Annotated in this window: 24 protein-coding genes and 1 pseudogene; 10 read left to right on the top strand and 15 right to left on the bottom strand. The window is 36.7% G+C overall.

Translation table 11 applies throughout. The annotated features are described in order from the left end of the window. The 6 genes from CVFO_RS04545 to CVFO_RS04520 all read left to right on the top strand — a co-directional run bounded on the left by CVFO_RS04545 (position 1) and on the right by CVFO_RS04520 (position 7,850). Positions 1-1,188: an acetyl-CoA C-acyltransferase gene (locus CVFO_RS04545; protein ID WP_201338897.1), complete on the top strand. Its 1,188-nt coding sequence runs from the start codon at positions 1-3 to the stop codon at positions 1,186-1,188. Next, on the top strand, positions 1,172-2,200 hold the full coding sequence (locus CVFO_RS04540; protein ID WP_201338896.1) for a patatin-like phospholipase family protein: 1,029 nt from the start codon (positions 1,172-1,174) through the stop codon (positions 2,198-2,200). The genes CVFO_RS04545 and CVFO_RS04540 overlap by 17 nt, the downstream gene beginning before the upstream one ends. Further along, entirely contained in the window at positions 2,190-3,788 is a 1,599-nt protein-coding gene (locus CVFO_RS04535) for an AMP-binding protein (RefSeq protein ID WP_201338895.1), read from the top strand. The genes CVFO_RS04540 and CVFO_RS04535 overlap by 11 nt, the downstream gene beginning before the upstream one ends. Positions 3,789-4,081: 293 nt before the next feature. Then, positions 4,082-6,355: a class 1a ribonucleoside-diphosphate reductase subunit alpha gene (gene nrdA, locus CVFO_RS04530; RefSeq protein WP_201338894.1), complete on the top strand. Its 2,274-nt coding sequence runs from the start codon at positions 4,082-4,084 to the stop codon at positions 6,353-6,355. An 80-nt stretch (positions 6,356-6,435) separates the two neighbouring features. Further along, a complete protein-coding gene (nrdB, locus tag CVFO_RS04525) occupies positions 6,436-7,572 on the top strand; it encodes a class Ia ribonucleoside-diphosphate reductase subunit beta (protein WP_201338893.1) in 1,137 nt (378 codons plus the stop codon). 8 nt (positions 7,573-7,580) lie between these two features. Beyond that, positions 7,581-7,850 carry a 2Fe-2S iron-sulfur cluster-binding protein gene (locus tag CVFO_RS04520; protein WP_201338892.1) on the top strand — a complete coding sequence of 90 codons (270 nt, stop codon included), beginning with the start codon at positions 7,581-7,583 and terminating at the stop codon, positions 7,848-7,850. Here CVFO_RS04520 and CVFO_RS09490 read toward each other — a convergent pair. The 3 genes and pseudogenes from CVFO_RS09490 to CVFO_RS04510 all read right to left on the bottom strand — a co-directional run. Next, positions 7,842-7,931, bottom strand: a pseudogene (locus CVFO_RS09490) (SDR family NAD(P)-dependent oxidoreductase); the annotation flags it as partial. The gene CVFO_RS04520 and the pseudogene CVFO_RS09490 overlap by 9 nt on opposite strands. Next, the gene (locus CVFO_RS09595; RefSeq protein WP_201338891.1) at positions 7,919-8,065 is read right to left on the bottom strand and encodes an IS3 family transposase; all 147 of its coding nucleotides are present in this window, start codon (positions 8,063-8,065) and stop codon (positions 7,919-7,921) included. The gene CVFO_RS09595 and the pseudogene CVFO_RS09490, both read right to left, overlap by 13 nt. Before the next feature lie 125 nt (positions 8,066-8,190). Beyond that, positions 8,191-8,541, bottom strand: coding sequence for a transposase (locus CVFO_RS04510; protein ID WP_201338890.1), 351 nt, complete (start codon positions 8,539-8,541; stop codon positions 8,191-8,193). 210 nt (positions 8,542-8,751) lie between these two features. On the opposite strand from CVFO_RS04510, the gene CVFO_RS04505 reads away from it, so the two are divergent. The 3 genes from CVFO_RS04505 to mog are packed head-to-tail and all read left to right on the top strand — an operon-like array spanning position 8,752 to position 9,800. Continuing rightward, positions 8,752-9,054: a Crp/Fnr family transcriptional regulator gene (locus CVFO_RS04505; protein ID WP_201338889.1), complete on the top strand. Its 303-nt coding sequence runs from the start codon at positions 8,752-8,754 to the stop codon at positions 9,052-9,054. A gap of 49 nt (positions 9,055-9,103) precedes the next feature. Further along, complete coding sequence (locus CVFO_RS09480) at positions 9,104-9,289, top strand: helix-turn-helix domain-containing protein (protein ID WP_425352093.1); 186 nt, start codon at positions 9,104-9,106, stop codon at positions 9,287-9,289. Then, positions 9,270-9,800 (top strand): molybdopterin adenylyltransferase, encoded by a 531-nt coding sequence (gene mog / locus CVFO_RS04495; RefSeq protein ID WP_201338888.1) that lies wholly within the window; start codon positions 9,270-9,272, stop codon positions 9,798-9,800. Before CVFO_RS09480 ends, mog begins: the two co-directional genes overlap by 20 nt. A 2-nt stretch (positions 9,801-9,802) precedes the next feature. Here the strand turns inward: mog and CVFO_RS04490 are convergent, their stop codons facing one another. The 5 genes from CVFO_RS04490 to CVFO_RS04470 all read right to left on the bottom strand — a co-directional run bounded on the left by CVFO_RS04490 (position 9,803) and on the right by CVFO_RS04470 (position 14,753). After that, positions 9,803-10,027 (bottom strand): hypothetical protein, encoded by a 225-nt coding sequence (locus tag CVFO_RS04490; RefSeq protein WP_225879207.1) that lies wholly within the window; start codon positions 10,025-10,027, stop codon positions 9,803-9,805. Further along, positions 9,996-10,202: a hypothetical protein gene (locus CVFO_RS04485; RefSeq protein ID WP_201338886.1), complete on the bottom strand. Its 207-nt coding sequence runs from the start codon at positions 10,200-10,202 to the stop codon at positions 9,996-9,998. The genes CVFO_RS04490 and CVFO_RS04485 overlap by 32 nt, the downstream gene beginning before the upstream one ends. Then, the gene (locus CVFO_RS04480; protein ID WP_201338885.1) at positions 10,202-12,448 is read right to left on the bottom strand and encodes a nitric oxide reductase activation protein NorD; all 2,247 of its coding nucleotides are present in this window, start codon (positions 12,446-12,448) and stop codon (positions 10,202-10,204) included. The genes CVFO_RS04485 and CVFO_RS04480 overlap by 1 nt, the downstream gene beginning before the upstream one ends. 15 nt (positions 12,449-12,463) lie before the next feature. After that, complete coding sequence (locus tag CVFO_RS04475; RefSeq protein WP_201338884.1) at positions 12,464-13,273, bottom strand: CbbQ/NirQ/NorQ/GpvN family protein; 810 nt, start codon at positions 13,271-13,273, stop codon at positions 12,464-12,466. A 97-nt stretch (positions 13,274-13,370) separates the two neighbouring features. After that, positions 13,371-14,753, bottom strand: a complete 1,383-nt coding sequence (locus CVFO_RS04470) for a ribulose-bisphosphate carboxylase (RefSeq protein ID WP_201338883.1) — start codon at positions 14,751-14,753, stop codon at positions 13,371-13,373. 122 nt (positions 14,754-14,875) lie between these two features. Here CVFO_RS04470 and CVFO_RS04465 point away from each other — a divergent pair, with 122 nt between their 5' ends. Continuing rightward, positions 14,876-15,751: a LysR family transcriptional regulator gene (locus tag CVFO_RS04465; protein WP_201338882.1), complete on the top strand. Its 876-nt coding sequence runs from the start codon at positions 14,876-14,878 to the stop codon at positions 15,749-15,751. On the opposite strand, the gene CVFO_RS04460 is transcribed toward CVFO_RS04465, so the two are convergent. From CVFO_RS04460 to CVFO_RS04430, 7 genes are all read right to left on the bottom strand, one after another. Further along, positions 15,748-16,074 carry a TSUP family transporter gene (locus tag CVFO_RS04460; protein ID WP_225879353.1) on the bottom strand — a complete coding sequence of 109 codons (327 nt, stop codon included), beginning with the start codon at positions 16,072-16,074 and terminating at the stop codon, positions 15,748-15,750. The genes CVFO_RS04465 and CVFO_RS04460 overlap by 4 nt on opposite strands. Before the next feature lie 11 nt (positions 16,075-16,085). Continuing rightward, entirely contained in the window at positions 16,086-16,499 is a 414-nt protein-coding gene (locus CVFO_RS04455; protein WP_201338880.1) for a TSUP family transporter, read from the bottom strand. A gap of 51 nt (positions 16,500-16,550) precedes the next feature. Beyond that, positions 16,551-17,402, bottom strand: a complete 852-nt coding sequence (gene purU, locus CVFO_RS04450) for a formyltetrahydrofolate deformylase (RefSeq protein WP_201338879.1) — start codon at positions 17,400-17,402, stop codon at positions 16,551-16,553. A 5-nt stretch (positions 17,403-17,407) separates the two neighbouring features. Continuing rightward, complete coding sequence (gene argJ / locus CVFO_RS04445; protein ID WP_201338878.1) at positions 17,408-18,637, bottom strand: bifunctional glutamate N-acetyltransferase/amino-acid acetyltransferase ArgJ; 1,230 nt, start codon at positions 18,635-18,637, stop codon at positions 17,408-17,410. Between the two features lie 253 nt (positions 18,638-18,890). Next, entirely contained in the window at positions 18,891-20,498 is a 1,608-nt protein-coding gene (locus tag CVFO_RS04440) for an ABC transporter permease (RefSeq protein ID WP_201338877.1), read from the bottom strand. 93 nt (positions 20,499-20,591) lie between these two features. Further along, on the bottom strand, positions 20,592-21,611 hold the full coding sequence (locus CVFO_RS04435; RefSeq protein ID WP_201338876.1) for an extracellular solute-binding protein: 1,020 nt from the start codon (positions 21,609-21,611) through the stop codon (positions 20,592-20,594). A gap of 77 nt (positions 21,612-21,688) precedes the next feature. Continuing rightward, positions 21,689-22,339, bottom strand: a complete 651-nt coding sequence (locus tag CVFO_RS04430) for an ABC transporter ATP-binding protein (protein ID WP_201338875.1) — start codon at positions 22,337-22,339, stop codon at positions 21,689-21,691. Between the last annotated feature and the right edge of the window lie 42 nt (positions 22,340-22,381).

Raw genomic sequence — 22,381 nt, 5'->3', positions numbered from 1 at the left:
ATGACACAAGATGCCTATATTGTTAGCAGTATCAGAACACCTGTTGGTAAGGCAGGCGGTGTATTTAGCCAAGTACGCCCTGATGATTTATTAAGTTTTGTTTTAAAAGCTTTATTACTAGATAACCCCAGTATTGATCCCGGCATGATTGATGATGTTGTGATTGGCTGTGCAATGCCAGAGGCGCAACAAGGGCTTAATATTGCCCGAATATCCGCCCTGCTTGCTCACTACCCTAATTCTGTATCTGGGGTGACAATCAATCGTTTTTGCGCCTCAGGCTTACAATCTATCGCCTATGCGGCAGATAAAATTCGTCTAGGAGAGGCGGATGTTATGGTGGCTGGTGGTGTGGAATCTATGAGTATGATTCCAATGATGGGACATCAGCCTGCTTTTAATATTAAAGTCTTTAAGAGTGATAATTTAGGCATTGCTTATGGCATGGGCACAACCGCAGAACAAGTGGTGACAAAATACAAAATTAGTCGAGATGCTCAAGACCAATTTTCATTTGAATCTCATCAAAAGGTCATTCATGCTGTTAAGCAAAATTATTTTAAAGATGAAATCAAGCCTTATAAGGTTATAAGCAAAACTTACAACCTAGACACAAAAGAAACAATGCAAACTTTGAGTGTTGTTTCTGAGGATGAAGGCGTTCGATTTGACACTTCTATAGAGCAATTATCTAAACTTAAAGGCGCTTTTCATGCCAATGGTTCAGTGACTGCTGGTAATAGTTCACAAATGAGCGATGGCGCATCTGCAGTGATGCTTTGCAGTGAAAAAGCATTAAAATTATTTAATTTAAAACCAGTGGCTCGTTTTATGGGCTTTGCTGTGAGTGGTGTTAATCCAAAAATCATGGGTATTGGTCCGATTTTAGCCATCCCTAAGGTGTTAAAACAGTGTCATATCGACCTATCTGAAATTAAACATATTGAGTTAAACGAAGCATTTGCAGCACAAAGTCTTGCAGTTATTCAAGAATTAAACCTTAACCCTGATATTGTTAATCCATTAGGCGGTGCGATTGCACTGGGTCATCCTTTGGGAGCAACAGGCAGTATTAGAACTTCGACTTTACTACATCACTTAAATAGAACCCATTCACGTTATGGCATGGTCACAATGTGTATTGGTGGTGGTATGGGGGCAGCAGGTGTTTTTGAAAACTACTCATAAAAAACCCAATATTCATACCCGAATTCTTTCGATTGATGGCGGGGGTGTAAGAGGCATTGTGCCTGCGGTTATTTTGTCTTATCTGGAAGAAAAAATACAACAATTGAGTGGCAATGCTGACGCTAGACTTGCTGATTATTTTGATTTATTTGCAGGTACTTCTACAGGTGGCTTAATTATTGCTGGTTTATTAACGCCTGATGAAAGTGGTAGACCAAAATACACTGCCAATGATATTGTACAATTGTATTTAGAACATTCTAAAACAATATTTCAATCCTCTTTTATGCAAGAGGTTAAGTCCGCCTCAGGACTACTAGATGTGAAGTATGACGTCGAGGGTGTTAATCTTGTTTATCAGCAATATTTTGCTAGCCAAACATTGAAAGAATTACTAAAACCTTGTTTAATTCCAGTTTATGATTTAACGCAAGGAGAAAATTATTTTTTTCGCCAACACAAAGCAACTACAAATGAAAAACACAATTACTATTTAAAGGATGCTATGCGCGCTGCCACTTCTGCCATTACCTATTTTCCACCTGCTAATATTACAACAGTGGATGGCTTAAATCGACATTGTTTTGTTGATGGTGGTATTTTTGCTGTCAATCCTGCCCTTTCCGCTTATGCGGAATTTAGGCGTCTCAACCCCAATCTTTATTTTGTCAATACAGTGTTATTATCACTTGGCACTGGTAGACAAGACACGCACCTAGATTGTGATACTATTAAGCATTGGGGAGCGGTTGAATGGCGTGATGCTGGCAGTAATTTGGTTACTACTTCTTTATCAGAGGTTTGTGACTATCAACTAAATACCGTTTACGGTAAGGGTTCAAACTATTTTAGGATTAATCCCTTTATTAAGCCATCACATTCGGCAAATCTTGATAATAGTGATGATGAATACTTAGATTTTCTTTATCAACTTGGCAGACAAGCAATTGTGTTTAATCAAAAATCACTCAATCATTTTGCCAGTCAATTGGTTGAAAATCATGCGGTCTAGTATCAATCACTTAACCCAACTACTTGATAACGCTAAAAATACCACGCCTAATCATCAGGCATTTGTAGGTCTAGACACCCCAATTAGTTATAAAAAACTTTATCAACATAGTATTAGCCTAGCTAATTATTTATCAAGTCATGCTGATAATGGCACAGTGGCAATTATGATGCCCAATCTTTTATCCTTTCCAGTGGGTTTGTTTGGCACTTGGTATAGTGATAAAACTATAACCTTAATTAACCCGCTCTACACCAGTGATGAAGTTTTAAAACAATGCTTAGATGCACAAGTCAAAACCATCATCATTGCTAAAATTTTCTATAAAACACTCAAGCCTATTCTTAAAAACACCGACATACGGCAAGTCATCACTGTTGAAATAGGCGACTTACAGCCTTTAATAAAACGTTATGCGCTTAATTTAATCACCTGCATTAAACGCAATGTATTTCTTATCAAAAAAATCAAAAATGTCCACTATACCACACTACATAAAATTTTAAACAACACATCAGCTGCCCTAAGCCAACAAACCTTTCAAAATACAGTGGCATTATTACAATACACAGGTGGTACCAGCGGGGTGTTAAAAGCAGCCACACTTGAGCATAAAAATATTTTGGCGAATATTCACCAATTAGAGTACTGGCTGCCTAAAAGTATTAATCAAAATAGCCTGATTTTAACCGCCCTACCGCTTTATCATATTTTTGCATTAACGATTAATTGTTTGTTATTTGTCCATATTAAAGGCAATAATATTTTGGTGCTTAACCCTAGAGAAATAAAGCAATTAATAACACCTTTAAAAAAATACCATGTTGATGTGATTACAGGTGTTAATACTTTATTTGGTGTATTGGTTAAGCATAAGGATTTTAAAATTTTAAACTGGTCAACATTAAAGGTAGCCATCTCAGGTGGTATGTCACTGGATAAAAATATCTCAGACCAGTGGCAGTCAACCACTGGAAAGCCAATTGTGCAGGGCTATGGATTAACTGAATGTTCACCTGTGGTTAGTGCTGAAGGGTATCAAACCAATAAATTTAGTGGTTCTGTTGGTAAGCCTTTAATAGAAACAAAAATCAAAATTTTAGACAAATCTCACCAAGCACTAAAAACAAATGAAATTGGCGAAATAAGCATTAAAGGCCCTCAGGTGATGGCATCTTATTGGCATAAACAAACCTTAAATCAACAAGTATTTACTCAAGATGGATACTTTCTTAGTGGTGATATGGGCTATATGGACGAACAAGGGCGAATATTTATTGTTGATCGGCTCAAAGATATGATTATTGTATCAGGGTTTAATGTTTATCCTTGCGAGGTAGAACAAGTACTTAATCAACATTCTGACGTTGTAGAATCTGCTTGTGTTGGTATTGAGCGTGAAATAAGTGGTCAAATTGTCAAAGCATTTGTGGTGAAAAAACCCAGTTCAAAGTTAGAAAAACAAGCATTGATTGATTATTGTAAAGAGCATTTAGCTCATTACAAAATTCCAAGAAAAATTCAGTGGATTGACTCATTGCCAAAATCCAGTGTTGGAAAAATTCTTAAAAGAAAGTTAACGGGCTAAACAAGGTTAAAAATCAAACGGAAAATATTTTTTTAAACATTAACCTCTAAAAAGATTGCCACACCAGGCTTTATGATTTTTACAACCAAAATACATTATAAATCGGTAATATTTTTGTCAAAAATGATGCTAATTTTTTTTCAATCTAGCAATCCCTTTCGTAGCAATATTTTAAGCATTTTTATCCATAAATTGCAATATTTTGCACTTGCAAAAATAATCCAAATACACTATATTTAGTTGCAATTAACTTTTACTAACACTATATGTAGTGTTTTTTACTAGGAACACTAATGAACCAAGACATCAAAGTCATCAAGCGTAATGGGCAACAAGAATCCATTGATATGGAAAAAATTCATCGCGTTGTGCACTGGGCTTCACAAGATTTAAAAGGCGTTAGCGTGAGTCAGGTTGAAATTAACGCGCAGTTGGCATTTTTTGATGGTATTAAAACAGAAGACATCCATGAAACCATTATTAAATCAGCAGCAGATTTAATCTCAATAGAGGTGCCAGATTATCAATACTTAGCGGCACGTTTGGCTATTTTTCATTTGCGTAAAAAGGCATTTAAATCTTTCACCCCGCCCCCGCTTTTTGAACATATTGAAAAATTCACAGATTTGGGTATTTATGACAAAGATATTCTTAATAAATACTCAAAAGAAGAGATTGAAACCCTAGATGCCTATATTGACCATTGGCGTGATATGAAGTTTTCCTATGCTGCAGTTAAGCAATTAGAGGGCAAATACCTAGTCCAAAATCGTGTCACTGGCGAAATTTACGAATCGCCACAATTGCTTTATGTATTGGTGGGTATGTGTTTATTTCAAGAGTATGAAGCCAATGTACGCATGGATATTGTGAAACGCTTTTATGACGCAGTAAGTTTATTTAAAATATCTCTTCCTACCCCTATTATGGCGGGCGTTAGAACCCCCACACGCCAGTTTTCATCTTGTGTATTGATTGAGGTAGATGATGATTTAGATTCAATCAGTGCTGCTGCTGGTGCTATTGTAAAGTACGTTTCTCAGCGTGCTGGCATTGGTATTAATGGTGGCAAAATTCGCGCAATTGGCAGTCCCATTCGTGGTGGCGAGGCAACACATACAGGCTGTATTCCTTTTTATAAACACTTTCATACTGCGGTTAAATCTTGCTCCCAGGGTGGTGTACGCGGTGGTGCAGCCACTTTGTTTTATCCCTTGTGGCACTTGGAAGTTGAAAGCTTGTTAGTGCTTAAAAATAACACAGGCACCGATGAAAACCGCATTCGCCATCTTGATTATGGCGTGCAATTTAACGGCTTAATGTATCAACGCTTTTTAAAAGATGATGATATTACTTTATTTTCACCCCATGATGTGCCTGGTTTATACGATTCTTTTTTTGCCGACCAAGAAGAGTTTAAACGCTTGTATGAGCAATACGAACAAGATGACTCAATTAGAAAACAAACCATTAAGGCCAGAGAATTATTTGCCAAGTTTATGCAAGAGCGTGCTAATACAGGTCGTATTTATCTGCAAAATGTTGATCATTGCAATACTCATAGCGCTTTTGATGCCAAGCAAGCCCCTATTAAACAATCTAATCTTTGCATGGAAATTACCTTGCCAACCAAGCCTTTGTACTCAGTTCAGGATGAACAAGGTGAAGTGGCACTTTGTACGCTATCAGCGGTCAATCTTGGTGCATTAGACTCTTTAGATGAGATGGAAGCTCTAACTGATATTATTGTACGTTCATTGGATTGTTTGCTTGATTATCAAGACTACCCAATTAAAGCGGCTGAACTGGCTAGCAAGAACCGCCGTACACTTGGTATTGGTGTCACCAACCTTGCTTATTATTTAGCCAAAAATGGTGTGAAATACTCTGATGGGTCGGGCAATCAGCTCATTCACAAAACTTTTGAAGCGTTACAATATTACTCATTAAAAGCCTCAAATACATTGGCAAAAGAATTAGGCGCCTGTCCATTATTTTCTCAAACTCAATATTCACAAGGCATTATGCCCATTGATTCTTATAAAAAAGACATTGATGCATTTTGTGATTGTAAATTAGAACTTGATTGGGATACGCTACGCCAAGATATTAAATCAACAGGGCTTAGAAACTCAACTTTAACAGCACTTATGCCATGTGAAAGCTCATCACAAATTTCTAATTCAACCAACGGTATTGAGCCACCTAGAGGGTTTGTTTCTATCAAACAATCTAAAGACGGCATCTTAAAACAAATTGTGCCTGAGTATGAAAGATTAAAAAATCAGTATGAATTACTTTGGGACATTAAAGATAACGAAGGCTACCTACAACTTTGTGGGATTATGCAAAAATTTGTAGATCAATCTATTTCTACCAATACGCATTATGACCCTTCACAATTTGAAGGCAATAGAGTACCGATGAAACTATTTTTAATGGACTTGTTAAAGGCCTATAAATATGGCATTAAAACACTTTATTATCACACAACTCGCGATGGTGGCGATGACTGGCAGGAAAAAGAAGATGACTACGCGTGTGTAGATGGTGTTTGCAAATTATAAAGTAGATAAAAACCATTAACATTAAAGCCTAAACAAAAGATTAAAAGTTTTGCTTAGAAATAAAATAAGGGAGTTATATTATGTCGTACAGTATCTTTAACAAAAAAATTAGTGACACGCTAACCCAGCCCATGTTTTTTGGCGACAGTGTGAATATTGCGCGTTTTGATAAGCAAAAATTTGAGATATTTGAAAAACTCACTGAAAAACAACTCTCATTTTTTTGGCGTCCAGAAGAGATTGATGTTTCCAAAGATAAAATAGATTTTGCTAAATTACTCCCTAATGAAAAACATATTTTTATCTCTAATCTACAATACCAAATTTTGCTTGATTCAGTACAAGGCCGCGCCCCTAATATTGCTTTTTTGCCAATTGTATCATTGCCAGAGTTAGAAAACTGGATTGAAACTTGGTCATTTTCTGAAACCATTCATTCGCGTTCTTATACGCATATTATTCGTGCTATTGTTAATGAGCCAGGTGTGATGTTTGATGATATCATGAAAATGGATGAAATTATTCAACGTGCTGAGAGTGTATCCAGACACTATGATGAGTTAATTAAATATACTCAAGCATATTTATTACACGGTACGGGTAAGCTTAAAATTCAAGAAGAAGAGGTGTTAATTGACTTGTACTGTTTGAAAAGGCAACTTTATCTTACGATTATGTCGGTCAATATTCTTGAGGCAGTACGGTTCTATGTTAGTTTTGCTTGCTCATTTGCTTTTGCTGAACGCAAGGTTATGGAGGGTAATGCCAAGATTATTAAAATGATTGCTCGCGATGAAGCACTCCATTTAACAGGCACCCAATACATGCTTAATTTGATGCGCGACGGTAAAGATGACCCTGATATGCAAAAAATTGCCAAAGAGTGTGAGAGCGAAGTAATTACCATGTTTAGAGAAGCTTGTGAACAAGAAAAAGACTGGACAGAATACTTATTCCGTGACGGCTCTATGATTGGTTTAAATGCACAGATTTTAAAACAATATTTAGAATACATCACTAACGTACGCATGAAAGCTTTAAACCTAAGCCCCATATTTGATGAATGCACCAATCCATTGCCTTGGATTAACCACTGGCTAGATTCTGACAATGTGCAAGTTGCGCCACAAGAAACTGAAATTACCTCTTATTTGGTCAGTGCTATTGATAATACTTTGGATGAACAAGACTCTGATTTTAACGGCTTTAAATTGTAGCTGGCTAAATGTTTAGGATAGAGGTTGATAACATTAACGGTAAAACTGAATCATTATATGTCTATGGAGACCGCTCCATTCTTACCGAGCTTGAACAACACAACGTCCTTATTAATCATTCTTGCCGTCAAGGGCATTGTGGTAGTTGCATATTGCAACTCTTATCTGGTGACGTCATTCATCAAGATTCTCTAGTACCCTTGTCACAAGGGGAAATTTTAGCTTGTAGAGCGATGCCCATTACAGATATTAAAATCGGTTTGAGCCTCTTCAAATAAAACAATAGAGCCATAGATATTATTATCATAATATTTGAGTGGTTTCTGAACAGACTCTCCTACTGCTTTTAGTCCAGAAAATTGGCTTTTTTCATTAGCGTTGCGGTTTGGTAAATACCAATGTTATAACCTTGGTTATTCAAAACTACCCGCATTCTGCGTTTGCCATAGGTGTATCCAACTTCAATAGCAGTTTGTTTGATTAATTTAATCATAGCATTGGTGTTGTTGTTTACTCGCTTATCTTTGACTTGATAGTAATAACTACTGCGAGGAAGTTTGAGTAATGCTCATAATTCTTTAGTATTGTATTGTTGGCAAGCCTTGTTTATCTTGATAATCATATCACTTGGTGATTGTCCACAGCGAACAAGGCTGTTGCCTTTTTTAAGATTTCATTGTCCCTTTGTGCGCGCCAAAGTTGTTTCTCAAGCAGTTGTATTGTTTGTTGTTCAGAAGTCAGCGCTTTGCCTGACTCTGGTGTTTGTCCACCAAGCTCTGCTAGGTATTGTTTTCTCCATCTGCTAACTGCTGAGGAGCAAGCTCCTGATATTATCATGATTTTTTTATTGGTGTAATTCTCATGCACCATGAGTTTGGCATAATCTAGTGTTCCCCCCTCAAGGGGGTATTGAACAGAATGTTCAACGGTAAAAGTCACTCGTTGTTTTCTTGATTTATATTGTGTCATTACTGACCTCCTTATGGTTTGTATTATAAGGCTATCTTTGTGTCCAATAAAATTAGACTATTGCAATAAATTAGACCATTACACTTTTTCAAGATATACCTGTTAATGAAATAGAGCAAATTATTAGTCATTCTAGAATTTATCAAATTCCAAAAAATAAAGCGCTTATTTTGGAAAATAATCCAGTAACACATCTATTATATTGTTTTAATGGGTTGGGTTAAAATCTTTAAACAAAGCAATAACCAAAATGAAATTTTACAAATTATTAGTAATAATGAAACTGTGTTAGAGCATTGTCTGTTTACGCATCAAGTTTTTGATGCAAATGCCAAAACTATTACCGACACATTGATGTTGTCTATTCCAATTAATGTGCTCAACCATGCACTGGAACAATCCTCCAAATTTGCACATAACCTCATTGTTATGAGCGCACAAAAAACCAATACTGCTTTGCAAAATCTTCAATCTATTAAACATAAAAACATCGAACAAAAAATGGCAATCTAATACCATTCAATTACCTTATAACAAGTCTCTTATTTCTTCTTATTTGGGTATGAGCAGAGAAGCATTCTCACGCAATCTAAAACACCTGCCCCATCAAAGTATCGGTATTACAAAAAATACTATTACCATTACTAATAAAGAAAAATTATGTAAATATTGCCATTTTGGCACTAATAATCAGTGTTATAATTTTCAACATAATCAATGCTATCACAATGAACAAAACAAAAATTAAAGTTGGATTTATTACTATTTCAGACCGCGCTGCTCGTGGTGAATATCAGGACATTGGCGGACCTACTATGCAAACTTGGATTCAACAGGCGATATTGTCACCTTACGAAGTTGAGTCCATCATTATTGAAGATGAGCAGACTTTAATTGAGCAGACTATGATAGATTTTGCAGACGATAAAAACTGCAACCTTATTCTCACTACTGGCGGCACTGGACCCACCACTCGCGATGTTACTCCCGAAGCTACACATGCTGTGTGTGAGCGTATTTTTGATGGTTTTGCCGAGCAAATGCGTACTGTTAGCTTAAGGACTGTTCCAGTTGCTATTCTTTCGCGTCAAACTGCAGGTACACGTGGCAGTAGTTTAATTATCAATTTACCAGGTAAACCAGCTGCAATTGCAGTTTGTTTAGGTGCAGTGTTTTTGGCAGTACCAAAGTGTTTAGAACTGCTTGATAATTCCAATATTCAAATTGACTTGGATTTTGTAGAACAAGAGTTTGAATAGAACTAACTGCTACTTTTTCCTAAAATATAGGTATCTACCAACGCCTTAGTAATGTTATCACTACGCTCTAGTTTGGGAATATACTGCTGGATAATATGCTCAACGGCTGGTAAACATTCTACCTTTTGATGCACTTCTTTTAACAATACTAAATCCAAAACACCTTGACTAACACATCCTTGAATACATCCTTTTTCATTGGAAAAAACAATAGCTTGATCCATCATTCATTATTTCTAATTGATAAGAGTATAAATCAATATTGTTGGATCGTGCAATGGGTAAATAAATGCAATGGTAAAAATCCTCATGGTAAATAATATGCTCAATATCTATCACATCTTTTAATGCATAATGCTGACCTTGATAATCAATATTAACAGTAACCGTATTAATGAACATTATTTAGTCAATGATAAAAATAATTTTGGCAACTCTTGAGGCAAAGACTCAATGCGGTCAATCACCGAATAATGCGAGCCAAAAATATCAGCTATATATTCATCTGCTTTTTTATCCAAACTAATACAATAAGGGTACATGCCTTTTTGTTGGGCTTCTTGCACAGCTTTGTGTGTATCTTGAATTAGGGTTTTTGGATCATGAACATCAATATCAGCAGGTTCTCCATCGGTCAAAATCAACATTAATTTTTTATCGCTTTGCTGTAAATCTAAGTAATGTGCGCCGTGGCGAATAGCAGCACCCATTCTGGTAGAAAATTCGGCCTTCAAATCAGCCAAACGCGCTTTAACCGCATCATCCCAATGCTCGCTATAGCCTTTAATATGATAATACATAACCTTTTGCCGAGTGTCAGAATTAAAACCAGCAATGGCAAAGTTATCACCCAACTGCTCCACTGCCCAAGCCAACAAAGACACCGCCTCTTGTGAGAGTTCTAAAATAGTTTGTCCAGATTGCCCCACAACTTCATTTAACGACTCTGATAAATCTAACAACAATAACACGGATACACTGCGAGAATCGTGCTCAAAATCAACATTTATTCTGGTATCAGGTTGAGAGCCATTTTTAATATCAATTACACTGCGCAATGCAATATCAAGATCTAACTCAGCACCCTCTTCTTGATAGCGTAGGCGTTTTTTATTTTGTGGTTTAAGCAGGTCTAGTACTTTTTTAAGCTGCTTAACCAAAACTGAATGTTTGTCTAAAATTTGCTCAATTTTTAAAGCATTAGTATGTGAATGTAGTCGCTCATACACAGCTACCCAGTCAGGCTTATAAGACTTATAAGTATAATCCCATTCGTCATAATAATGTGGCGGTATTACTTCAATGTCTTCCTCATTTTCTTCTTCAGATTTTTTCTGATGTTCAAAAATATTATCCTCTTCATCAAAGTCTTCGATAAACAACCACATTGAACGATTATCATCTCGATAAGTCACCTCGGTATTTTCAAAATAAATACTGGCCAATGCATCTGAAGCACTTTTTGTTTTAATTAAATACCCTAAACCAAAGCTTAAACTGTCTGATGTGCTTGTTGCCCCTGCGCTCATTAACGCTTTAAATTTTTCAACGTAATCTAGGATAATTTGATTTTTATAAGGGTGGTTATCATCAAGCAGTGCACGTGTAAGCATAATGGCGCGGTGTCTTAAGCAAGATTGATGCTTATCGTCACAGTCAAATTCATCAACGATTGGCATTAGGCTTAACCATAAATTTTTCAAACCAGGATAGGTTTGAATGGCCAAATACTCGACCCGAGCATCTTCAAAAATCTCAGTAAAAAATCGCTGCTGTGGTGAGACATTATCAGCCACAATCTTGGTGGTAAACTGATGATGTACAATCAGATGTGCCACTAAAGCCATATAACGCTTACAAGCATTAACGCCGTTTAATGGCTCATAAATATCAGGCAAACGAATAACCTTGTCTTCTAAATAAGGATGAAAATGTTCTAACTTTTCAAAATTTGGAGAGTATGGCGCGTACATGAAGTCCGTTTTCCAAAGTGCACGCTGAAACAAATTAATTTCTCGCTCAATATCACTAAACAGCAAACCCTTTCTTTGACGTTGAAATACAGCTTTTGAATCCGCACTTGATAATGAAAAGTACTCCTCTTGCCGCTCAGGGTGGTCTTGGAAATATCTTAAACCGTAGTTAATCCACTCATAAATACCTTCAAATTCTAATTGCTCCAACAACAAATGCATATTGGCAAGCATGGCTATTAATGATGGGGAGGCGTGCGTATCATGAATACCGTGCACTGAAAATGTAGTTTTACTTAAATGGTATTCAATTAAATTCAGGTACTCATCAAGTTGATTATTGTTTGTATGCCCAACAACATCAATAAAGCTATTTAAGAATGGCTCGACTGCTCCTTTGTTGGGTGTTCTAGATATTTTTTGATAGGCAAAATCTACAATTTTTTGAATACTGCCATCGCCATAAAATTCACCTACCCAAGGCATGGTTTTTAAAAAAGCAATAGATAAGGCATCACCCTGCCCAATTTTTGCTAAAAATTCAGCACCATTGTAATACTCAATTAAACTTTGTTCTGAGAGTTTTTGAGTGGCTTGCTCAATATTTGCAGAAAATACTCTTTGAACCGTATTAAAAGTACAATTTAAGGGTTGATACTGACTTACTTCAGTCATACTATTAAATAACTTTTAGTCAAAAATTGCGTCAATTGCACCACTCATGGTGGTGCGAATTTCTGCATCATCAGTAATTGGGCATACCAGTGCCATGTTACAAGCATCTTTCACGCCAACACCTGAGGCAATTAATGTACCTGCATAATTAAGCAGTCGTGTTGATGCGCCTTCATCAAGCCCGTGACCAACCAAATTACGAGTCGCATGAGCAAGTTTGACTAATTTAGTTGCAATATTAGCATCAACACCTGATTCTTTAACAACAATACTGGCTTCTAATTCAGCATTAGCATAATCAAAATCCATACCAGTGAAGCGCTGCTTAGTTGATTGCTTAAGATCCTTCATTAATGATTGATAACCTGGGTTATATGAAATCACCAATTGAAAGTCTGGGTGTGCTTTGACAAGTTCACCTTTTTTATCTAACATTAGTTCGCGTCTATGGTCAGTCAGGGAATGGATAACCACCATTGTATCTTGGCGTGCTTCTACAATTTCATCCAAATAACAAATTGCACCATGACGTGCTGCTAGTGTTAATGGACCATCTACCCAACGAGTACCATTAGCATCTAGTAAAAAACGACCAATCAAGTCCGAAGCAGTAATATCTTCATTGCAAGATACGGTAATAATAGGCTTGTCTAGCTTATAAGCCATGTGTTCAATAAAACGAGATTTACCACAACCTGTTGGCCCTTTGACCATCACTGGTAATTTTGCATTATATGCTGTAGTGTATAGTTCTACTTCGTTTGACTGAGCTTCATAAAAAGGCTCTAATTTAATTTTAAATTGGTTGATATCGAAATCTGACATGGTCCTATCCTAAATTTATAATGTTTATATTTTAATACTTTATATAAAAAACCCCTGCATGTGGCAGAGGCTTTTTATGAACTACTTACTACAAGTTTTACTTGTGAACGCCTAGCTTGTCTCTCCAACCAGGATATAGAGAATCAGCATCGCCCGGGAATGACTCAAATGCACGAGCAAATTCGTTATGGTCTTTAGCAAACTCAATTGGATCTGCTTTCGCCATCCAACATTCATAGGCTTGACGCAGTGACTTAGCACCCGCTGCAGGAGAATCGATATGGCCATAAGAACCACCACCAGACGTGTTAATAACATTACCATGACCTAAATTTTCAAAGAAACCAGGAAGGCGTAGTGCATTCATACCACCAGAAATAATTGAAGTAGTAGGTTTCATGCCAAACCACTCTTGATGGAAAAAAGGACCATCAGCACTGTCACGTTCTAACATGTAACAAATATGTCTATCATCAGCACCACCTTCCATCTTACCAAATCCCATTGTACCTACATGGATACCGGACGCACCCATTAGGCGAGAAAGTTTACCCAAAACAAAAGCAGTATAACCACGCACAGAACTTGGAGAAGTAATCGCGCCATGACCTGCTCTATGATAATGCAAGTATTGATTAGGGTAGTTACGACGTGCAGTAGTAATCATACCACAGCCACCAACATAACCATCAACTAAGAAAGCTACATGATGCGCATTTTCAGCAAAAGTTTCTAAGATGTAATCAGCACGAGCACACATTTCATGATGATCATCAGCGGTAATGTTAGCAGAGAAAATTTTAGCTTCGCCAGTTTCATCTTGCGCACGTCTCATAGAGTCAGCAACTAAAGGCGTTACATCTTTCATGCGAGCATAAACTTGATTACCTTGAGGTTCGTCATTCTTAATAAAATCACCACCCAGCCAGAACTGGTATGCCGCTTCAGCAAAAGGCTTTGGACGAAGACCTAACTTAGGTTTAATAATTGTTCCTGCAATATAACCACCATCAGTTCTAGGACGACCTAAGATGCTCCATAAATCAGTGATGTCCATAGAAGGACCGTCAAAAATTTCTAAGAATTTTCTTGAAATCCAGAAATCTTGGATTTGAGCACATTGAACATCACCCATGCCTTGGTTATTACCAATAATCAGAGTAAGTAATGACACAACCATAGCACGACCATCAATTAAGTTGCGGTCAAATAAGTTGTTAGGATATGCAATTTTCATGATGCCTTTAGCTTCATCAATTTCATACACCATCGCATCTAAGTCTTTAGTGAAATCATCAGTAGTTGATACTTCCACATTGGTACCTGTTGAACTTTCAGCAGCAAAATGAGCTGCTGTTTCTAAATAACCACCAAAGCCAGGCATTGGTGTCATAGTATAGGCAACAAGGAAATGATTACCTTCTTTAATTAACGTTTCTTCGTCTAATGACAAATCGGCGTATCTATTGGATTGATCCATTGTGGACTCCTGTTTATTAAAAAATACCCATGATACAAGAACATTTAAATAATGTAAAATAATATTTTTTAGTAAATAATAATATTTACTTATGATTTTTCTAACAAATAAATCTCATCAAAATGATTAACTATACATTAAAACAACTATACAGCTTTGAAGCGGTAATACGTCTATCCAGTTTTACCAAAGCCAGCAAAGAGCTTAATATTACACAACCTGCTGTATATATGCAAATCCAACAACTGCAAAAAAATATTGGTTCTGATTTGGTTAATATTAAAGGCAAAAGCATTTATCCTACTTTTATTGGAAATAAACTATATCAAACCTGTTTAGAAGTGATTAACAAGCTAGAACAAACCAAATCTGATATTGAACAAACACTAGATCCTGACTCTGGACATCTGCAAATTGTAGTTGCCACCACAACCAACTCATTCATTAGCCACGTCTTGGCAAAATTTAAACAACAATATCCAAAAATGACTTTTCACCTAGAAGTGACCAATCGCAAATTGCTACTTGAAAAACTAAGTAACAATGAAACTGATTTAGTGGTCATGGGAGAACCACCATCAGACATGCCACTAATAACACAGCCCTTTATGGAAAATCCGCTCATCGCTATTGCACATCCTAAACACCCATTACTTGCTAATAATCACAACACCATTAAAACACTTATGCGTGAAACTTTAATTACCCGTGAACAAGGCTCAGGCACACGTATTACTATTGAGCGCATTACAGGCATGCAATTTAATTCAAATATTGAAATTAACTCTAACGAAGCAACCATTAAAGCAGTTCAAGCAGGGCTAGGTATTGGTTTTGTCTCTAAGCATACGGTTAAGTTAGAATTACAAAGTGGTGTTATCAAGCAGCTTAATGTTGAAAAATTCCCCATTACTCGCCACTGGCATGTGGTGCACAATAATAATAAACTCTCACCCATTGCCAAACGCTTTAAAGCATTCATTATTGCAAGTAGTTAAAACAATAACTTTTTAAATAAAAATGCAATCGCTACTAAAATAATAAGACCTAATATTTTTTCCATGGCTTTTGGACTCAATCTAAATGAACCTATATAGGAACCCAAAAAGCCACCAATAATGACTGCTGCAATAAGTGGCATATACTGTGTTAAATCAATCGAGTTATATTGCAAGCATGAAACAAGCCCAGAAAATGACACACTCCAAACAAAAATTGCAGCTGTTGCTGCCGCCTCTTTTGGGGAGCCAATTCTAAACATAATAGGGATTAAATATATCCCACCACCTATACCAACAATACCTGAAACCAACCCAAGTATTGAACCAGAAACTAAAGGGATGATGATTTTTTCTGATGGTTTAAATCTAGTCTAAAGCCAGCATTTTTCCAAAAATAAATACGCACAGCAACCACAATAAGTGACATTAATAATACCCATAAAAATGTAGTTTTTGACAAATGTAATGTGCCGCCCAGATAGGCAAAAGGTATGGCAGATATCAAAAATGGCAAAATAATAGACAACTTGCCGTGTTTATTGCGCAAAAAATTATAACTACCTAAAGTGCTAACAAACAAATTAAGCGACAAAGACATCATAGGAACAACTAATGTACTCATACCAACAATCACCATCAATGCTGTATAAGACGAACCACCGCCAAGACCAATGGAGGAATACACAAACGCCACCACAAAAAATATCAGCGGTAAAACAAACTCAAAATAAGGAATTAGTTCCATTAATGACTATTTTACGAAATAATACCAACCATTATCAATGTCAATTAACCACTAAGAAAACACAATGGTTTTATTATGGCAAGTTAATACTCGGTCTTCCAAATGATATTGCAAGCCTTTTGCTAGTGTAATTTTCTCAATATCTTGCCCCATTTTCTTCATATCATTAGCGCTATCACCATGATTCACCCTAGTGACGTCTTGTTCAATAATCGGGCCTTCATCTAACACGCCAGTCACATAATGACAAGTTGCGCCGATTAATTTAACCCCCCGTTGCGCAGCACGAGAATATGGATTTGCACCTGCAAATGATGGCAAAAAGCTATGATGAATATTAATAATTTTATTTTTGTATTGATTGCACAGGTCTTTAGGAATGATTTGCATATAGCGTGCCAAAACAATTACATCGGGATTAAATATATTGACTGCTTTGCTCATTTTGGCAATATCATCATTTTTAGTTGATTGATGGATACTCACTTGCTTAAACGGCACACTATACCAGCTGGCTAATTTGGAAAGCTTACTGTGGTTTGATAGTACACCAACAATCTCACCTTCTAATTCAAGCTCATGTCTGCGGTGCAATAAATCTGCCACACAGTGAGAGGAATTAGAGCCCATAATTAATACTCTTTTTAATTGCGCCACATCACTTAATCGCCAAACCATATTGTATTGATTGGCAACTAAGGTAAAGGCATCTTTAAGTTCACTTAAGGAACAAGACAAAGAGCTTGATTCAATTTCAATGCGCATAAAAAAATGTTGGTTTTGTTCATCAAGGTGATGGTGAGCCTCCTTAATATTACCCTGATGCTTAAAAATAAATTGACTGACTACAGCCACTAAACCATGTGCATCTGGACATGAAATTAAAAGTCTATAAACACTCATGATCATTAAGTCCTGTATTCCGCATTAATTTTTATATAGTCATAAGAAAGGTCAGTTGTCCATACGCTTTCTTTTGAAGCGCCTTTGCCAATTTCAATGGTGATAACAATTTCAGATTTTGCCATTTGTGCCTGACCTTGCGTTTCAGTGTAGTGAGTATTCAACTCCCCCGCTTTAATCAAACACACGTCACCTAAATAAATACTCACCTGTTCAACTTTTAAATGTGCAATATTGGCACGCCCTACTGCTGCTAGAATTCTCCCCCAATTTGCATCAGAAGCAAATAAAGCAGTTTTAACCAAAGGTGAATGTGCAACCGTATAGGCTACTTCAAGACAATCCTTAGTGCTTGCTCCACCCTTAACGCACACTTCGACAAACTTAGTTGCACCTTCACCATCTTTAATAATTTTATGTGCCAACGTTTTGGTGACAGCATTTAGTGACTGTTGAAACTCATCCATACAATCATTAATTTTAACACCAGATGTGCCAGTCGCACTTAACGTACAGGCATCATTAGTAGAGGTGTCGCCATCTACAGTAATGCGATTAAAGGATTGATTAACGGCTTGAATTAAGCAATTTTGCAACTCAGACTGAGTGGCTTTAATGTCGGTAAAAATAAAACTAAGCATGGTTGCCATGTCAGGACGAATCATGCCTGAACCTTTAGCAATGCCAGTAGTGGTAATTAGATCACCACCTATTTTAAATTGTTCAGAATGGACTTTATCGACCAAATCAGTGGTCATAATAGCTTGTGCCACTTGGGATAAGTTGTCTATTGCCAAACTAGAAACCAGTGCAGATACATTGTCCTCAAAACAAGCCATAGGCAACACTTGCCCAATCACGCCTGTTGAAAATGGCAATACTTCTTCAGTCTTAATATTCAACTCTTTTGCCACCAGTTCACAAACCTTATAGGCATTTTTAAGCCCGACACTATCACTGCCCAAGCCCGTGCCTGCATTAGCATTGCCACTATTAATAACCAACGCTTTAATGGTATGATTAAGATGATTTTTTGCCACCAATACAGGTGCAGCGCAAAATACATTTTGCGTAAAAACAGCTGCAGTTTGTGTGCCTTTTTCCAAGCTAACAATAGATAAGTCTAGCTTTTCAGTGTCGTTAGTGCTCGAGTTTGCTGATGAATTTTGTGCACGTTTAATGCCAGCATTGATTGCTGCACAAGTAACACCGTTAATGTTTAATAAATCATCCATGTCATATAAAAGTTTTAGCCAATTCAATTAAGACTTGTTTTTTGAATGCTATTATAAATGTATAGACAAATAACATCATCAATTATTGTTTACAACTTTGTTTTAGAGACCTTTGCATAAATAGGGATGATTGGCAAAATAACAGATTTTATCAATCTGGGAATTTTTTAAATTGATGAAAGATGGTATTTTACCCCTCAAGGGGGTACAAACAAAGAGTGATGATTATTTATATTTATACAAAGGCCTCGTTTTAAAGGTTTTTTGAAGATTTTTTATCCAATAATTGAAATATCAACATTAGCACTGCGCCGAATAATACCATTATAAGTGCCGGTACAGCGGCTCGTTCAAACAAACCTTCAGCACTTAATTCATACACCTGAACTGCTAATGTATCCCAGCCAAATGGGCGTAATAAATAAGTGGCTGGTAATTCTTTCATCACATCAACAGCCACCAACAGACCACCTGCCAAAATTCCTGGCGTCATCATGGGTAAGTATATTTGCCAAATAAGACGTAAGCGTGACGCACCAAGCAGACGTGCGCTTTGGGTAAACACGGGCTTAATTTGCTCGGCACTGGCTTTAATGGAACTATAACCAATTGCCATAAAACGAGATACATAAGCAAATAACAACAAAGCAATGGAGCCAAAAATAATATGATTAATACTTTGACCTCCAAAATATACACTGATTTCTGACACTTGATTAATGCCATATAATAACCCAACAGCCATAATTGAGCCTGGTAATGCATATCCTAACGTTGCCATACTAATCAAACCTTTAAGCCAAGGACTGTTCCTTTTACAACGATTGGGTAATGCCAATATAATAGCAATACTCACCGTTATTAAAGCGGCTGATGTGGTTAACACCGAAGTTGAAATAATCAAATCAACATACTTAACACTCCATTCCTGACCCATAGACGCCCAACCCCAAATGATTAATTGCAACATAGGCATAGCAAAAGAAAGCATAAACACACAAAACACAAACAAACTAATCAGCCAGCCAAAAAAGCCTAAAGCATAGTAAGGCTTTTTATTAGATACGTCATTTGAATAATATTTTGCTTGACCACGTGCTTTTTTTTCAAAAAAAATTAAGAAAAATGCCACTAACACTAATAATGATGCTAATTGTGCTGCCAATTCAATGGAACGAAAATCACCCCAAGCCGAATAAATTACCGTAGTAAAAGTATCAAAATTAAACAAACTAACCACGCCAAAATCAGCCAGTGTTTCCATCAACGTTACTAGCAATCCAGCAGCAACAGCTGGGCGTGCCATGGGTAGAGATATTTTAAAAAACACACGTAAAGGACTGGCGCCTAACAATTGACCGGCTTCAATTATATTAATCTTTTGGCGTTTAAATGAGGCGCGTGCCATCATGTATACATAAGGGTAAAATACCAACACAAAAGTAAGAATAATCGCCCACGATCCAGTGCGGATATCAAATCCTGGCAAGCCCAACACTTCACGCATCCACACTTGTGCATAGCCAGAATAATCAAACACACCTAAATATACAAAAGCCAGTACGTATGCAGGAATGGCAAAAGGCAGAAACAACGCCCACTCTAGCCATCGTCTACCGGGAAATTCCACCATCACCACCAAATACGCTAAAATTGTACCCAAAAGTGTAACGCCTAGCCCTACACCAATAAGTAAAACCACAGTAGCACTGATTAAACTTGGTAATAAAACAGTGGAAAAATGTGCCCACAATTCACGCTCTGGAAACAACCACGATAAAGCCACGACAAAAATTGGCATAGCCACTAATAGTGCCAATACACTAATCCAAATTTTTGATTTAAGGCAGTTTTTTTCCAAAATACTTCTTTTTAATTTTTACTAATACTATTTTAAAAACAGAAGAACCTAAGACTTTCCTAAGCCTTAGGTTTATAACATATAAAAAAGAGTCTATCTGTAACCTTTTATTTGCATTAACTTCACTGCATCAGCTTGCAATACACCCGTTTGCGCCAAATTCATTTTATCTTGTTTGAACGAGCCCCAACTTGATACCACTTCATCTGAAGCAACATTTTGATTGGCTGGGTATTCTTTATTAAGCGAGGCATAAATAGCTTGCGCTTTAGCACCTGATAACCACTCTAATAATTTAATAGCACCCTTGGCATTGGTGGCATATTTTGTCACGCCAACGCCTGATACATTCACGTGTACACCCGTGGTATCCTGATTTGCCCAAAATAGCTTCAATGGTACATTAGTGTTTTTAGCAATTAAACGACCAAAATAATAAGTATTTACCAAGCCAACATCACATTGACCTGAAACAATTGCATTCATAATATGAGAATCTTTAGCGTTGGGCGTGGCTGCCAAATTATTCACCCAACCACTAATAATATCACCTGCTTTATTTTTGCCTTGATGATAAATTATCGATGCCACCAATGATTTGGTATAAATCTTTTTACTGGTTCTTAAGCACAACCTACCTGACCATTTAGCATCTGCCAAATTCTCATAAGTGGATAAATCAGTTGGATTAACACGTTCAGTGCTATAAACGATGGTTCTTGCACGCACCGATAAACCCGTCCACAAACCTTTAGGGTCTCTTAAATGGCTTGGAATATTGCTTTTTAATGTTTGTGTTTGTACTGCTTGAAACAAACCCTGTGTGGCTGCATACCAAAGATTGCCCGCATCTACGGTCATGAACATGTCAGCTTTGGTATTTTTACCTTCCAATTTTAAACGCTCAATCAATGCACCGCCTTTACCCGTTAAGTACGTCACTTTAATACCTGTATCTTTTGTAAAAGACTCAAATAATGGCTTAATTAGATGCTCTTTTCTAGAGCTGTATACGGTGACTGAGTCTTCACTTTTTGCTTGTGCTATGCCAACACTAGTTACTACCAGTGCCAACACTACCAATATTGATGGTACCCATGTTTTTTTATTCATTCTGATTTTTCTCCTTATGAAAAATTGACTAAGTTACACGATTGATAATGATTATCAATTACAAATGATATCTATTATTAATTAATAGTCAACTGCCTATTCTCGATCACCCCTACTTTATCAGCAAAAATAGTCGCCTCATGTTTGTCGTGTGTTACTAGAATGGAAGTGACGTTGGTTTTTTTTAAAATATCTCTAACTTGTAACACTAGTTGTTCTTGAAGGTTCTTATCTAAACTAGAAAATGGTTCATCCAATAATAATAATTTTGGCGAGGGTGCTAATGCACGAGCCAAGGCAACACGCTGTTGCTCTCCACCTGAAAGCTGGTGTGGGTATTTTTTCTCGATACCCTCTAAGTCAATCATCAAAAGCAATTCTTCAATCCTTGCTTTTTGTTCGCTGTTTGATAAATAGTGAATACCAAAAGCAATGTTTTTTTTAACATTCATATGCGGGAATAACGCATAATCTTGAAACACCATGCCTATCTCTCTTAATTCTGGTGCTATTTTATGTACGCCATTGTTGGATAATTGCTTACCATCTAAAACTACTTGTCCACTTTGCACCTCATCAAGACCAGCAATAAATCTAAGTGCTGAGCTTTTTCCACTACCACTATCGCCTGTTAATGCAAAAATATCACCTGTAGCAAGGCTCAAATTAAATTCATTTAAAACTTGAGTGGTTTGATAAGCAATTGATAAATCGTTAATTGATAGCATTTAATAATAAAAATGAGAATGATTCTCATCATTATACAAGAT

This window comes from Isorropodon fossajaponicum endosymbiont JTNG4, assembly GCF_016592615.1.
Classification (GTDB): Bacteria; Pseudomonadota; Gammaproteobacteria; order PS1; family Pseudothioglobaceae; genus Ruthia.
The sequence above is the reverse complement of the archived record's forward strand: the minus strand, read 5'-3'. Positions and strand labels throughout refer to the sequence as shown.

Coding starts and splice junctions, on each gene's coding strand:
- CVFO_RS04545 (WP_201338897.1), top strand. CDS start 1: ATGACACAAGATGCCTATATTGTTAGCAGTATCAGAACACCTGTTGGT.
- CVFO_RS09480 (WP_425352093.1), top strand. CDS start 9,104: ATGAGCAGAGAAGCATTCTCACGCAATCTAAAACACCTGCCCCATCAA.
- CVFO_RS04505 (WP_201338889.1), top strand. CDS start 8,752: ATGGGTTGGGTTAAAATCTTTAAACAAAGCAATAACCAAAATGAAATT.
- CVFO_RS04510 (WP_201338890.1), bottom strand. CDS start 8,541: ATGACACAATATAAATCAAGAAAACAACGAGTGACTTTTACCGTTGAA.
- CVFO_RS04535 (WP_201338895.1), top strand. CDS start 2,190: ATGCGGTCTAGTATCAATCACTTAACCCAACTACTTGATAACGCTAAA.
- CVFO_RS04485 (WP_201338886.1), bottom strand. CDS start 10,202: ATGTTCATTAATACGGTTACTGTTAATATTGATTATCAAGGTCAGCAT.
- CVFO_RS04480 (WP_201338885.1), bottom strand. CDS start 12,448: ATGACTGAAGTAAGTCAGTATCAACCCTTAAATTGTACTTTTAATACG.
- CVFO_RS04465 (WP_201338882.1), top strand. CDS start 14,876: ATGATTAACTATACATTAAAACAACTATACAGCTTTGAAGCGGTAATA.
- argJ (WP_201338878.1), bottom strand. CDS start 18,637: ATGGATGATTTATTAAACATTAACGGTGTTACTTGTGCAGCAATCAAT.
- purU (WP_201338879.1), bottom strand. CDS start 17,402: ATGAGTGTTTATAGACTTTTAATTTCATGTCCAGATGCACATGGTTTA.
- nrdA (WP_201338894.1), top strand. CDS start 4,082: ATGAACCAAGACATCAAAGTCATCAAGCGTAATGGGCAACAAGAATCC.
- CVFO_RS04470 (WP_201338883.1), bottom strand. CDS start 14,753: ATGGATCAATCCAATAGATACGCCGATTTGTCATTAGACGAAGAAACG.
- CVFO_RS09595 (WP_201338891.1), bottom strand. CDS start 8,065: ATGATTAAATTAATCAAACAAACTGCTATTGAAGTTGGATACACCTAT.
- CVFO_RS04455 (WP_201338880.1), bottom strand. CDS start 16,499: ATGGAACTAATTCCTTATTTTGAGTTTGTTTTACCGCTGATATTTTTT.
- CVFO_RS04435 (WP_201338876.1), bottom strand. CDS start 21,611: ATGAATAAAAAAACATGGGTACCATCAATATTGGTAGTGTTGGCACTG.
- mog (WP_201338888.1), top strand. CDS start 9,270: ATGAACAAAACAAAAATTAAAGTTGGATTTATTACTATTTCAGACCGC.
- CVFO_RS04475 (WP_201338884.1), bottom strand. CDS start 13,273: ATGTCAGATTTCGATATCAACCAATTTAAAATTAAATTAGAGCCTTTT.
- CVFO_RS04490 (WP_225879207.1), bottom strand. CDS start 10,027: ATGATGGATCAAGCTATTGTTTTTTCCAATGAAAAAGGATGTATTCAA.
- CVFO_RS04430 (WP_201338875.1), bottom strand. CDS start 22,339: ATGCTATCAATTAACGATTTATCAATTGCTTATCAAACCACTCAAGTT.
- CVFO_RS04520 (WP_201338892.1), top strand. CDS start 7,581: ATGTTTAGGATAGAGGTTGATAACATTAACGGTAAAACTGAATCATTA.
- nrdB (WP_201338893.1), top strand. CDS start 6,436: ATGTCGTACAGTATCTTTAACAAAAAAATTAGTGACACGCTAACCCAG.